This is a genomic window from Pseudooceanicola sp. LIPI14-2-Ac024 (assembly GCF_042188925.1).
GTDB lineage: Bacteria > Pseudomonadota > Alphaproteobacteria > Rhodobacterales > Rhodobacteraceae > Pseudooceanicola.
This window is the reverse complement of the sequence record NZ_CP170102.1, coordinates 501,507-514,051: the sequence shown is the minus strand read 5'-3', so window position 1 is coordinate 514,051 and position 12,545 is coordinate 501,507. Positions and strand designations below refer to the sequence as shown.

11 protein-coding genes are annotated in these 12,545 nt (G+C 65.6%); 5 read left to right on the top strand and 6 right to left on the bottom strand.

The window, feature by feature from the left end; genetic code table 11:
- From fumC to ACE2AC_RS02460, 5 genes are all read left to right on the top strand, one after another.
- The gene (fumC, locus tag ACE2AC_RS02480) at nt 1-1,395 is read left to right on the top strand and encodes a class II fumarate hydratase (protein ID WP_375690550.1); all 1,395 of its coding nucleotides are present in this window, start codon (nt 1-3) and stop codon (nt 1,393-1,395) included.
- A gap of 291 nt (nt 1,396-1,686) precedes the next feature.
- A complete protein-coding gene (locus tag ACE2AC_RS02475; protein WP_375690549.1) occupies nt 1,687-1,869 on the top strand; it encodes a DUF4169 family protein in 183 nt (60 codons plus the stop codon).
- Nucleotides 1,866-2,099: a ribbon-helix-helix domain-containing protein gene (locus tag ACE2AC_RS02470; RefSeq protein WP_375690548.1), complete on the top strand. Its 234-nt coding sequence runs from the start codon at nt 1,866-1,868 to the stop codon at nt 2,097-2,099. The genes ACE2AC_RS02475 and ACE2AC_RS02470 overlap by 4 nt, the downstream gene beginning before the upstream one ends.
- 183 nt (nt 2,100-2,282) lie before the next feature.
- Nucleotides 2,283-3,707 (top strand): DEAD/DEAH box helicase, encoded by a 1,425-nt coding sequence (locus ACE2AC_RS02465; protein ID WP_375690547.1) that lies wholly within the window; start codon nt 2,283-2,285, stop codon nt 3,705-3,707.
- 193 nt (nt 3,708-3,900) lie between these two features.
- Nucleotides 3,901-4,176, top strand: a complete 276-nt coding sequence (locus tag ACE2AC_RS02460) for a PilZ domain-containing protein (protein WP_375690546.1) — start codon at nt 3,901-3,903, stop codon at nt 4,174-4,176.
- Here the strand turns inward: ACE2AC_RS02460 and ACE2AC_RS02455 are convergent.
- From ACE2AC_RS02455 to nuoL, 6 genes are read right to left on the bottom strand one after another with little or no spacing between them, the layout of a single operon-like run.
- Nucleotides 4,157-5,830, bottom strand: a complete 1,674-nt coding sequence (locus tag ACE2AC_RS02455) for a ribonuclease J (RefSeq protein ID WP_375690545.1) — start codon at nt 5,828-5,830, stop codon at nt 4,157-4,159. The two genes, ACE2AC_RS02460 and ACE2AC_RS02455, sit on opposite strands and share 20 nt — an antisense overlap.
- Nucleotides 5,827-6,606 carry a type III pantothenate kinase gene (locus ACE2AC_RS02450; RefSeq protein WP_375690544.1) on the bottom strand — a complete coding sequence of 260 codons (780 nt, stop codon included), beginning with the start codon at nt 6,604-6,606 and terminating at the stop codon, nt 5,827-5,829. The genes ACE2AC_RS02455 and ACE2AC_RS02450 overlap by 4 nt, the downstream gene beginning before the upstream one ends.
- A gap of 23 nt (nt 6,607-6,629) precedes the next feature.
- The gene (locus tag ACE2AC_RS02445; protein ID WP_375690543.1) at nt 6,630-7,400 is read right to left on the bottom strand and encodes a biotin--[acetyl-CoA-carboxylase] ligase; all 771 of its coding nucleotides are present in this window, start codon (nt 7,398-7,400) and stop codon (nt 6,630-6,632) included.
- A complete protein-coding gene (nuoN, locus tag ACE2AC_RS02440; protein ID WP_375690542.1) occupies nt 7,397-8,836 on the bottom strand; it encodes an NADH-quinone oxidoreductase subunit NuoN in 1,440 nt (479 codons plus the stop codon). Before nuoN ends, ACE2AC_RS02445 begins: the two co-directional genes overlap by 4 nt.
- A 14-nt stretch (nt 8,837-8,850) precedes the next feature.
- Nucleotides 8,851-10,398: an NADH-quinone oxidoreductase subunit M gene (locus tag ACE2AC_RS02435; protein ID WP_375690541.1), complete on the bottom strand. Its 1,548-nt coding sequence runs from the start codon at nt 10,396-10,398 to the stop codon at nt 8,851-8,853.
- Nucleotides 10,398-12,545 carry an NADH-quinone oxidoreductase subunit L gene (gene nuoL, locus ACE2AC_RS02430; protein WP_375690540.1) on the bottom strand — a complete coding sequence of 716 codons (2,148 nt, stop codon included), beginning with the start codon at nt 12,543-12,545 and terminating at the stop codon, nt 10,398-10,400. The genes ACE2AC_RS02435 and nuoL overlap by 1 nt, the downstream gene beginning before the upstream one ends.

Below are 12,545 nucleotides of genomic sequence, written 5' to 3'. Positions count from 1 at the left end.
ATGACCAACACCCGCACCGAAACCGACAGTTTCGGCCCGCTGGAAGTGCCCGCGGACAAGTACTGGGGCGCGCAGACGCAACGTTCGATCATGAACTTCCCGATCGGCTGGGAAAAGCAGCCGGTCCCGATCATCCGGGCGCTCGGCGTGGTCAAGAAGGCCTGCGCGCAGGCGAACCTCGAACTGGGCGACATCGACAAGACGGTCGGTGAGGCCATCGTCGCCGCCGCGTCGGAAGTCATCGAAGGCAAGTTCGACGACAACTTCCCGCTGGTGGTCTGGCAGACCGGGTCGGGCACGCAGTCCAACATGAACGCGAACGAGGTCATCTCGAACCGCGCGATCGAGATGCTGGGCGGCGAGATGGGCTCCAAGAAGCCGGTGCACCCGAACGACCATTGCAACATGGGCCAGTCCTCGAACGACACCTTCCCGACCGCCATGCACGTGGGCATCGCCATGCAGGCGCGCGACGTGCTGCTGCCGGGGCTTGAGAAACTCGCCGCCGCTCTGGAAGCCAAGTCGGCCGAGTTCAAGGACATCATCAAGATCGGCCGGACCCACACCCAGGACGCGACCCCGCTGACCCTGGGCCAGGAATTCGGCGGCTATGCCCACCAGGTCCGCAAGGGGATCGAACGGGTCAAGGCCTGCCTGCCCGACATCTACGAGCTGGCGCAGGGCGGCACCGCCGTCGGCACCGGGCTCAACACGAAAAAGGGCTGGGGCGAGATGGTCGCCAAGAACATGGCCGAGATCACCGGCCTGCCCTTCGTCACCGCGCCCAACAAGTTCGAGGCGCTGGCCGCCCATGACGCAATGGTCATGTTCTCGGGCGCGCTGAAGACGGTGGCCGCCTCGCTCTTCAAGATCGCCAACGACATCCGCCTGCTCGGCTCCGGCCCGCGCTCGGGCCTGGGCGAACTGATCCTGCCGGAAAACGAGCCGGGCTCGTCCATCATGCCGGGCAAGGTGAACCCGACCCAGGCCGAAGCGCTGACCATGGTCTGCGCCCATGTCATGGGCAACGACGCCGCCGTCGGCTTTGCCGGCTCGCAGGGTCACTTCGAGCTCAACGTCTACAACCCGATGATGAGCTACAACGTGCTGCAATCCATGCAGCTTCTGGGCGACAGCGCCTCGGCCTTCACCGACAACATGGTGGTCGGCATCCAGGCGAACGAGGCGCGGATCGACAAGCTGATGAAGGAAAGCCTGATGCTGGTGACGGCGCTGGCCCCGACGATCGGCTACGACAACGCCACCAAGGTCGCCAAGACCGCGCACAAGAACGGCACGACGCTCAAGGAAGAGGCCATCGGCCTCGGCTTCGTGGACGAGGAAACCTTCGACCGCGTCGTGCGGCCCGAGGACATGATCGGCCCGAAGGACTGATCGCGGTCCATATGTGTGGAAAGAGGGCCGAAACCGGCCCTCTTTTTTGTCCGCAGGGCGACGGAAGCGCCGGGCCGGCGCGTACAACCCCTGTCCGCCACTCACGGGGGACCGGGGCCCCGGCCATGTTCCCCCAAGATGCCGCGCACCGGCAGGGTCGATTGCGACCCGCGCCGCGCGGATGCGGCCGGGGTCCCGACCTTTTTCAATCCCCCTGAAGAGGCCGCGCCGCGCTTGAAAGCGCCCGGGATCCTCCGCAATATGACCGGACCACCGAACGGAGGTCGGACCTTGGCCGATAAGACAGTCGTCAATCTCAACCGCGCCCGCAAGCAGCAGGACCGCGTCAAGAAACGCGCGCAGGCCGATGAGAACGCGGTGAAATTCGGGCGCACCAAGGCCGAGAAACAGGCCGACACGGCGCGCGCGGACAAGGCGGCGCGCGAGCTCGACGGCCACAAGCGCGACACATGAGCCGGCCGGTCAAACGATCCCTCACCCTGCGCCAGCACCGCACCAGCGTCTCGCTCGAAGATGCGTTCTGGCAGGCCTTCCGCGAGATCGCCGAGGCGCAGGACAAGGGCATCAACCAGCTCGCAACCGAGATCGACGAGGCGCGCGATCTGGACACCGGACTGGCCACCGCGATCCGGCTTTACGTGTTGCAGTACTACCGCGCGGCGCAGGTCGCGGGAAATTCCTGATACAATTCAACGTAAGATGTTGTTTTTCCCCAAGGTCAACCGGAACTCAAGGCCAAGTGATTGACCCAACACGGGATTTGAGGTAAGTGGCGCGCAGGATCGACTTGCGCGAAAGACGCAGGGCCATACGGGCCTGATCCAAAGACGCGGCGGGCGTGACATGTCCGTCAACCACGGACACACATGACAACGTTTGCAGATCTTGAACTGGACCCGAAGGTCCTGAAAGCCATCACCGAAGCCGGGTACGAAACCCCGACGCCGATTCAGGCGGGTGCGATTCCCCCGGCGCTGCAGGGCAAGGACGTGCTCGGCATCGCGCAGACCGGCACCGGCAAGACGGCGAGCTTCACGCTCCCCATGATCACAATGCTGGCCAAGGGCCGCGCCCGCGCCCGGATGCCGCGCAGCCTCGTGCTCTGCCCGACACGCGAACTGGCCGCCCAGGTGGCCGAGAACTTCGACACCTACGCAAAGCACGTGAAGCTCTCCAAGGCGCTGCTGATCGGCGGCGTGAGCTTCAAGGAACAGGACGCCCTGATCGACAAGGGCGTCGACGTGCTGATCGCCACCCCCGGCCGCCTGCTCGACCATTTCGAGCGTGGCAAGCTGCTGCTGACCGGCGTGCAGGTCATGGTGGTGGACGAAGCCGACCGGATGCTCGACATGGGCTTCATCCCCGACATCGAACGCATCTTCTCGCTGACGCCTTTCACCCGGCAGACCCTCTTCTTCTCGGCCACCATGGCGCCCGAGATCGAGCGGATCACCAACACCTTCCTCTCCGCCCCCGCGCGGATCGAGGTCGCCCGCCAGGCCACCACGGGTGAGAACATCACCCAAGGCGTGGTGATGTTCAAAGGCTCCCGCAAGGACCGCGAAGGCAGCGAGAAGCGCCGCCTCCTGCGCGACCTGATCGAGGCCGAGGGCGACGACCTGACCAACGCGATCATCTTCTGCAACCGCAAGACGGACGTGGATATCGTCTCGAAATCGCTCAAGAAATACGGCATGGACGCGGCCCCGATCCACGGCGACCTCGACCAGTCGCAGCGGATGCGGACGCTCGAAGGCTTCCGCGACGGGACGCTCAAGCTCCTGGTCGCCTCGGACGTCGCGGCCCGCGGTCTCGACGTGCCGTCGGTGAGCCACGTGTTCAACTTCGACGTGCCCAGCCATGCCGAGGACTACGTCCACCGGATCGGCCGGACCGGCCGCGCCGGTCGCAAGGGCAAGGCGGTGATGATCTGCATCCCGCGCGACGAAAAGAACCTCGCCGACATCGAGAAGCTGGTGGAAAAGACGATCCCGCGGATCGACGCCCCGAACCAGCCCGCCCCGGCGGCAGTACCCGAGACCGCGGCCGAGGCGGACGCACCGGCCAAGCCGGTACCGGCGCCCCGGGCCGAGGCGCCCCGCTCCGAGCCGCGCGACGAACCGCGCGCGGCCAAGGACGAGGGCGGCAACCGCAGCCGCAGCCGGGGTGGCAACAGCCGCTCCAACCGCGGTGGCCGTGGCAAATCCGGCCGGGACGAGGACGTGATCGGCATGGGTGACCACATGCCCAGCTTCATCGCGCTGAGCTTCGACGAACGCAAAGCGTCCTGATCCGGGCATCGGCAATTCCCCGCCCACGCGGCGGGGACCAAAATCCGTCTTGTTTACCGAACGTTAAATAGAGCGTATTTAGACGCCGTGGGGGCTTGCTCAGGCAATGCTAGGGGTTCCCATGCTTTCCAATGCCCGATCTGCCCACGACCAGCGCCGTTTCACGCGCTACGCCGTTCGCCTTGAATGCCAGGTGACGTTTCTCGACCGCACGGCGCATGCCCGTGTCCGGGACCTGTCGCTTGGCGGTGCCCGGATCGAGATGCCGCTTCACGCCTCGGCCTACGACCTGCCCAACCTGCGATCGCTGCACATTCCGCAGATCGGGCTGGCCCGGGTCGATGTCCGCTGGCATTCGGACCACATGATCGGAGTCGAGTTCGTGACGCCCGACCTCATCCGCCAGTCGCTGACACGCTACTTCGCGTCGCTGGACCCGCGCACGAGTGTCAGGCCGATAGGCGGCTGATCACCACCGTCACCTCGGGCTTCTTCCCGATCTCGTCCTGGGCGCCCTGCCGGACCACCCGGCGGAGCGCTTCCTCGAGCTTGTCGTCATCCGCCAGCGTCTGTTCGCCCGCGCGGTTGAGGAACTGCGACAGGTCCTCCTCCAGCACGTCCTGCAGCGGCGCGTTCGACCGTCCGGTCTCGCTCAGCCCGCGGACATCGCACCAGGGATCGCCAAGCGGCTCGTCCTCTTCGTCGAGGATGACGGTCACCGTCACATGCCCGTTCAGCGCCATCCGGATCCGGTCGCGCACGATCCCGTCGAGCGCCCCGATGCGGATCGAGCCGTCGAGGTAGGTGCGCCCGGTCTCGATGTATTCCGCCACCTTCGGCGCATTGCCCGACAGGTCCAGCATCGTCCCGTTGACCGCGATGATCCCGGCGCGCCCGTTGGCCTCGGCCAGCTTGGCGTGCTCGCGCAGGTGCCGGTGTTCGCCGTGCATCGGGATCACCATCTGCGGATCGACCAGCTGGTGCATGGCCTCGAGGTCCGGGCGGTTGGCATGGCCCGACACGTGGTAAAGCCCGCCGTTGTCGTCCACGACCTCGACGCCCTTTTCCGAGAACGCGTTCATGATGCTGATCACGCCGCGTTCGTTGCCCGGAATGATCTTGGAGGAGAAGAGGAAGGTGTCGCCCTCCTTCAGCTCGATCCCCAGGTACTTGCCCCGCGACAGCTGGGCCGAAGCCGCGCGCCGTTCGCCCTGGCTGCCGGTCACGATCAGCATCAGGTTCTCGCGCGGGATGCTGGCCGCATCCTCGGGCGAGACCGTCGAGGGGAAATCGCCCAGCACGCCGGTCTCGGCCGCCGCCTCGATCATCCGCCGCATCGCGCGGCCCAGCAGGCAGACCGACCGCCCTGCCCTGACGCCCGCCTCGGCCAGCGTCTTCACCCGCGCGACGTTCGACGCGAAGGTGGTGGCGATCATCATCTCGGGCGCGGCGGCGACCAGCTTGGTGATTTCTTCACCCAGCGTCGCCTCGGACCGGCCCTCGTTGCGGGAAAAGACGTTGGTGGAATCGCAGACCAGCGCGCGCACGCCGGGCTTCGACGCCTCTTTCCACAGGTCCGGGTCGAACGGTTCCCCCACCAGCGGCGTGCGGTCGAGCTTGAAGTCGCCGGTGTGGATCACCCGGCCCGCCGGCGTGTCGATGACCAGTGCCGAGCTTTCAGGGATCGAGTGCGACATCGGCAGGAAGCTGACGCTGAACGGGCCAGCCTGCACCTTCTCGGGGAACTTGTCGGCCACCCGAACGGCGTTCTCGCCGATGCCGTATTCCGACAGCTTGCCGCGCGCGATGTTGGCCGTGAAGGCCCGCGCGATGATCGGCACGCCGCCCAGCTCCTCGTAGAGATGACCGACCGCCCCGACGTGGTCCTCGTGCGCATGGGTGATGAACACCGCCTCGAGCCGGTCACGCCGCGCCTTCAGCCACGAGATGTCGGCCATGATCAGGTCCACGCCGGGCGTGCTGTCCATGTCCGGGAACGTCACGCCGAGGTCCACCAGGATCAGACGCTCCTTGTCCGGGGCACCGTACCCGTAGACATAGGCATTCATCCCGATTTCCCCGGCACCGCCGAGGGGAAGGTAGATCAGTCTCTCGGCGGTCATATGTTCCCCTGAGCCTTGTTGTAGTCATAGATGATCCGCAGACCGTGGATCGTCAGGAACTCATCAAATTCGTCGTAGAGCGTGTCGCCTTGTTGGAACAAAGGTGCAAGCCCACCCGTCGAGATAATGCGCATCGGTCTATCATATTCTCCGCGGATCCGGTCGCAGATTCCGCGGACAAGCCCGACATAGCCCCAGAAGACCCCGGATTGCATGCAGGCGACGGTGTTGGTGCCGATCACCTTCTGCGGCTTGGTCACGTCCACATGCGGCAGCGCGGCCGCCATTTCATGTAACGCCTGCAGCGACAGGTTCACCCCCGGCGCGATCACGCCACCGACATAGGCGCCGTCCTCGGCCACCACGTCAAAGGTGGTGGCGGTGCCGAAATCCACCACGATCAGGTCGCCGCCGTAGCGGTCGAAGGCCCCGGCCGAGTTCACCAGCCGGTCGGGCCCGACCTGCGTGCCCTCGTCCACCCGCGGGTTGCGCGGCAGCAGGCATTCCTCGCGCCCGACGACCAGCGGCCGGCAGTTGAAGTACCGGTCCGACAGGACGCGCAGGTTGAACACCACCCGCGGCACCGTGGACGAGATGATCACCGCATTGATGTCGAGCGGGATGCGGTGGTGCGCCAGCAGCGTCGAGAGCCAGACATAGTACTGGTCGGCGGTCCGCTGGTGATCGGTCGCGGTGCGGAGCGTGCAGAGGAACTGCTCTCCGTCCCAGATCGAGAAGACCGTGTTGGTGTTGCCGCAATCGATGGCAAGCAGCATGGGCGCACTCCCTCCTCCGGAGCTCAGAAATAGACGTCGGCCGCGGCAATCGCCTGCCGCCCGCTCGGGGTCTGCAGGATCAGCCGGCCCTGCGCATCCACCGTCTCGAAAATGCCCCGCGTCTCGGCGGTGCCGGTGCGGGCGACGATCTCCTCGCCCAGACGGGCGGCGCGCGCAAGCCATGCCTCGCGGATCGGCGCGAAACCGTAGTCGCGGAACCGCGCCTCGTGCGCGGCCATGGCGGCGGCCAGCGGTGTCAGGAATTCCTCGGGCGTGACCAGCACGCCGGTATCCGGGGCCAGTGCCACCGGGCGCACCGCCTCGGGCGGGAGGTCGGCCGCCTGCGGTGCCCCGGCCAGGTTGATGCCGATGCCGATCGACACGCCGACCATGCGGCCCTGCCGCTGCACGCTTTCCAGCAGGATGCCCGCGACCTTGCCGCCGTTCAGCAGCACGTCGTTGGGCCATTTCAGCGCAAAGGGATCAGCGCGCCCCGTGACCGCCACGAAAGCGTCGAAGAGCGCGAGCGACGCGGTAAAGCTGCGCAGCGCGGCGCGGTCCGGCCCGCCATCCTCTCGTGTCACGAAGGTGCCCGCGAAGTTGCCCGCAGGCTGGTGCCACGCCCGGCCCCGGCGTCCCCGCGCCGACGTTTGCCGCTTCGCGAGGATCCAGGTCGGTCCGGTCAGGGTGTCGAACCGGCGTTCGGCCTCACCCAGCGTGCTGTCGGTTTCCTCCAGCACCAGGCGGGCTGTCCCCTCGGGCCAGCCCGTCCAGTCGTCCGCGCCTGCGGTCAATTGACCAGCGTCATCGCGGCGGTGCGCGCCGCGGCTTCGACACCGAACATGTTGATGATGCCGATCAGCATGATCGCGGCCGAGCCCATCAGCAGCGTCCAGAGCACCGGCGAACGGCCGGTCTCCAGGACGGCGCCTTCCTTGCCGAAGTACATGTAGAACACGATCCGCAGGTAGTAGAACGCCGCGATCGCCGAGGCGATCACACCGCCGACCGCCAACCAGACCAGGTCCGCCTCGACCGCCGCGCGCAGCACCCAGAGCTTGCCGAAGAAGCCCAGGAGCGGTGGCACACCGGCCAGCGAGAACATCAGGAGCAGCACCGCGAAGGCCCGTCCCGGCTGGACCCGCGAATAGAGGTTCAGCGACTGGATGTCGGTCACCGGCTGGCCGTCCCGCTCCATCGTCAGGATGAAGGCAAAGACGCCGACGTTCATGGTCACGTAGATCGCCATGTAGATCAGCATCGCCTGCACGCCCACCACGTCGGCAGCGGCGAGGCCCATCAGGGCATAGCCCATGTGCGCGATCGACGAATACGCCATCAGGCGCTTGATGTTGGTCTGGGCGATGGCCGCGACCGCGCCCAGGAACATCGACAGGAGCGAGATCAGCGCAACGATCTGCTGCCAGTCCGAGGTGACGCCGCCGAAGGCGTCGAACATCACCCGGGCAAAGAGGCCCATGGCCGCCGCCTTGGGCGCGGTGGCAAAGAAGGCGGTGACCGGGGTCGGCGCGCCCTCGTAGACGTCCGGCGTCCACATGTGGAACGGCACGGCCGATACCTTGAACGCCAGGCCCGAGATCAGGAACACCAGGCCGAACAGAAGCCCGAGCGAGATCGTCTCGGTCCCCGCCGCCTGGATGATGCCGGCAAAGTTGGTGGTGCCCGAGAAGCCGTAGATCAGCGAGGCGCCATAGAGCAGAAGGCCCGAGCTGAGCGCGCCCAGCACGAAGTACTTCAGGCCCGCCTCGGTCACCTTGGCGTTGTCGCGCCGGATCGAGGCCATGACGTAGAGCGCCAGCGACTGCAGTTCGAGGCCCATGTAGAGGGTCATCAGGTCGCCCGCCGACACCATCACCATCATGCCGACCGAGGCCAGCGCGACGAGGACGGGGTATTCGAACCGCAGCATCCCGCGCCGGGCCATGTATTCCTGGCCCATGACCAGCACGACCGCGCCGGACAGCAGGATCAGCACCTTCGCGAACCGGGCAAAGCCGTCGTCGATGAACATGCCGTTGAAGGCCGTGCGCCCTTCGCCGCCGCCGTAGACGATGATCCAGAACCCGAGAAGGGCCATGACGACCGCCGTCACCCAGACCAGCAGCGATGCCGCCTTGTCCTTTGAGGTGTAGACCGTCGCCACCAGCGCCAGCATCGCGTAGAGCGCCAGGATGATTTCCGGAAGGATGACGTTCAGATCAGCCTGCATCGTCTGGGGCTCCGTCAGTGCGAGGCCGCGACGGCGGTGCCAGTGCCCTGGCTGCCCGCTGTGGCGGTCTCATAGTTTTGAACCAGCGCCTCGGTCGAGGGGCCGATGATGTCGGTCACCAGGCTGGGATAGACACCCAGCCAGATGGTCATGACCACCAGCGGGGCAAAGATCGCCTTCTCGCGGCCGGTCATGTCGGTGATGGTGCGCAGGCTTTCCTTGATCAGGTCGCCGAACACGACCCGGCGGTAGAGCCAGAGCGCGTAGGCGGCCGACAGGATCACGCCGGTCGTCGCGATGGTCGCGATGATCGTGTTGACCTGGAAGATGCCCATCAGGGTCAGGAATTCGCCGACGAAGCCGCTGGTCCCCGGCAGGCCGACGTTGGCCATGGTGAACAGCATGAAGATCATCGCGTAGGCCGGCATCCGGTTCACGAGGCCGCCGTAGGCGTCGATCTCGCGGGTGTGCATGCGGTCGTAGATCACGCCGACGCAGAGGAAGAGCGCACCCGAGATGAAGCCGTGGCTGATCATCTGGAAGATCGCGCCGTCGATGCCCTGCTGGTTGGCGGCGAAGATGCCCATGGTGACATAGCCCATGTGCGCGACCGACGAATAGGCGATCAGCTTCTTCATGTCCTCCTGCACCAGCGCGACGAGCGAGGTGTAGACGATCGCGATGGCCGACATCCAGAACACCAGCGGCGCCAGCATTTCCGAAGCCACCGGGAACATCGGCAGCGAGAAGCGCAGGAAGCCGTAGCCGCCCATCTTCAGCAGGATCGCGGCCAGCACGACCGACCCGGCGGTCGGCGCCTGCACGTGCGCGTCCGGCAGCCAGGTGTGCACCGGCCACATCGGCATCTTCACCGCGAACGAGGCAAAGAACCCGATCCAGAGCAGCATCTGGATGCCCGCCGCGAAGCGGATGCCGAAGATGCGGATCGGTTCGGACGAGAAGTCGAAGCCGAGAAGTGTGACGATGTCCGTCGTGCCCGCCTCGTTGAAGATCACCACCATCGCGACCAGCATCAGCACCGAGCCGATGAAGGTGTAGAGGAAGAACTTGAACGAGGCATAGATCCGGTTCTTGCCGCCCCAGATGCCGATGATCAGGAACATCGGGATCAGGCCCGCTTCGAAGAACAGGTAGAAGAGCACCAGGTCCAGCGCCATGAACACGCCCAGCATGAGCGTTTCCAGCACCAGGAAGGCGATCATGTATTCCTTGACGCGGGTCTTCACCTCCCAGCTGGCGGCGATCGTCAGCGGCATGATGAAGGTCGTCAGCATCACGAACAGGACCGAGATGCCGTCGACGCCCATCTTGTACTCGAGGCCAAGCAGCCAGGGCCGCTCCTCGACGAACTGGAAGCCTTCGACGGCAGGGTCGAAGCCGAACAGGATGAACAGCGACACCAGGAACGTCAGCGAGGTCGCGATCAGCGCCACCCACTTGGCGTTGCGCTGCGCCGCCTCGTCCTCGCCCCGCAGGAAAATCCCCAGGATCAGCGCGGCAACGGCCGGGATGAAACAGGTGATCGAGAGAAGGTTCGACATTATTCCGCGCTCCCGATGGTCATCCAGGTAATGAGGATTGCCACGCCGATCACCATGGCGAAGGCGTAGGTGAAGATGTACCCGGACTGCGCCTTGCCGGCGAGGCGGGTGAAGAAGGGGATGATCCCCATGGCCACGCCGTTGATCCCGCCGTCGATCGTGTTCTCGTCACCCTTCTTCCAGAGGAAGCCGCCGATCCAGAATGCGGGCCGCACGAAGACGAAGTTGTAGATCTCGTCGAAGTACCACTTGTTCAGCAGGAACAGGTACAGCGGGCGCTGTGCATGGGCCAGTTGCTTGGGCCGCTCGGGGTTCACGATGTAGAACCAGTAGGCGAACAGCAGGCCGATCACCATCGCGACGAAGGGCGACACCTTCACCCAGGCGGGCGCATGGTGGGCTTCGTCCATCACGTGGTTCTCGGGCGCCATGTAGATCGCGCCCTGCGGGGCCATGGCATGGGCCGCGCCCGCGCCGAGGTCGGCATGGGTTTCGCCGGTGGCCGCGTCATGCGTTGCCGGTGCACCCTCGCCGCCATGGGCGGTGTCGGCCGTCGCGGTCTCGGCCGCGCCGTGCGCCGCGTCCGCCGCGCCGTGCTCTTCCGAGGCCTCGTGATGCGCCGGGATGCCGAAGAAGGCGTTGACCTTGTCGTGGCTGCCGAAGAACGAGCCGTACCAGATCATCCCCGCGAACACCGCGCCAAGCGCCAGGACGCCAAGCGGGATCAGCATGACCATCGGGCTTTCATGGGCGTGGTCATGCGTGTGCTTGTCGCCGCGCGCCTCGCCGTAGAAGGTCATGAAGATCAGCCGCCAGGAATAGAAGCTGGTGAAGAGCGCCGCGATGACCAGCATCCAGAAGCCGTAGCCGCCCATCGTGCCCGCCCAGGCGGATTCGATGATCGCGTCCTTCGACAGGAAGCCGGCAAAGCCGATGTGGGTCAGCGGGATGCCGACGCCGGTGATCGCCAGCGTGCCGATCATCATCGCCCAGAAGGTATAGGGGATCTTCTTCCGCAGGTTGCCGTAGTTCCGCATGTCCTGCTCGTGGTGCATCGCGTGGATGACCGAACCGGCACCGAGGAACAGCATCGCCTTGAAGAAGGCGTGCGTGAAGAGGTGGAACATCGCGGCCGAGTAGACGCCGACGCCCGCGGCCACGAACATGTAGCCCAGCTGCGAACAGGTCGAATAGGCGATCACGCGCTTGATGTCGTTCTGCACCAGGCCCACGGTCGCCGCGAAGAACGCCGTCGAGGCGCCGATGAAGACGATGATCGACTTGGCGTCGGGCGCGAATTCGATCAGGGGCGACATCCGGCAGATCATGAACACGCCCGCGGTCACCATTGTCGCCGCGTGGATCAGGGCCGACACCGGGGTCGGGCCTTCCATCGCGTCCGGCAGCCAAGTGTGCAGGAAAAGCTGCGCCGACTTGCCCATGGCCCCGATGAAGAGCAGGAGCGCCACGATCTCGGTCGCGTCCCACGAGATGCCGAGGAACGACAGGTTCGTCCCCGCCAACGCCGGCGCCTCGGCAAAGATCACGTCGAAGTCGATGCTGTCGACCAGGTAGAAGCAGGCAAAGATGCCGAGGGCAAAGCCGAAGTCGCCGACCCGGTTGACCACGAAGGCCTTGATCGCCGCCGCGCTGGCCGAGGGCTTGCGGTAGTAGAAGCCGATTAGCAGGTAGGACGCGACGCCCACGCCTTCCCAGCCAAAGAACATCTGGACCAGGTTGTCGGCGGTCACCAGCGCGAGCATGGCGAAGGTGAAGAACGACAGGTAGGCGAAGAAGCGCGGCTTGTAGCTTTCGCCTTCCCGGAAGTTGTCGTCATGGGCCATGTAGCCCATCGAGTAGAGGTGCACGAGCGCCGACACCGTGGTGACCACGATCAGCATGATCGCCGTCAGCCGGTCCAGCCGGATCGACCATTCGGTGACCAGCGTGCCGCTTTCGATGAAGGGCATCAGCGGCACCTTCACCAGTTCCCCGTCGAACGACAGGAAGGTGATCCACGAGAACAGGCAGGCGACGAACAGCAGGCCCGTGGTCAGCCACATCGCCCCGCGTTCGGTGATGATGCGCCAGCCAAAGCCCGCGACGATGGCGCCGATCAGGGGCAGGAAGAGGATGAGCTGCAACAT

Bases quoted from the DNA above. Each gene is read 5' to 3' on its own strand.
- fumC (WP_375690550.1), top strand. From the start codon at position 1: ATGACCAACACCCGCACCGAAACCGACAGTTTCGGCCCGCTGGAAGTG.
- ACE2AC_RS02470 (WP_375690548.1), top strand. From the start codon at position 1,866: ATGAGCCGGCCGGTCAAACGATCCCTCACCCTGCGCCAGCACCGCACC.
- ACE2AC_RS02465 (WP_375690547.1), top strand. From the start codon at position 2,283: ATGACAACGTTTGCAGATCTTGAACTGGACCCGAAGGTCCTGAAAGCC.
- ACE2AC_RS02455 (WP_375690545.1), bottom strand. From the start codon at position 5,830: ATGACCGCCGAGAGACTGATCTACCTTCCCCTCGGCGGTGCCGGGGAA.
- ACE2AC_RS02450 (WP_375690544.1), bottom strand. From the start codon at position 6,606: ATGCTGCTTGCCATCGATTGCGGCAACACCAACACGGTCTTCTCGATC.
- nuoN (WP_375690542.1), bottom strand. From the start codon at position 8,836: ATGCAGGCTGATCTGAACGTCATCCTTCCGGAAATCATCCTGGCGCTC.
- ACE2AC_RS02435 (WP_375690541.1), bottom strand. From the start codon at position 10,398: ATGTCGAACCTTCTCTCGATCACCTGTTTCATCCCGGCCGTTGCCGCG.
- nuoL (WP_375690540.1), bottom strand. From the start codon at position 12,545: ATGTTGCAGCTCATCCTCTTCCTGCCCCTGATCGGCGCCATCGTCGCG.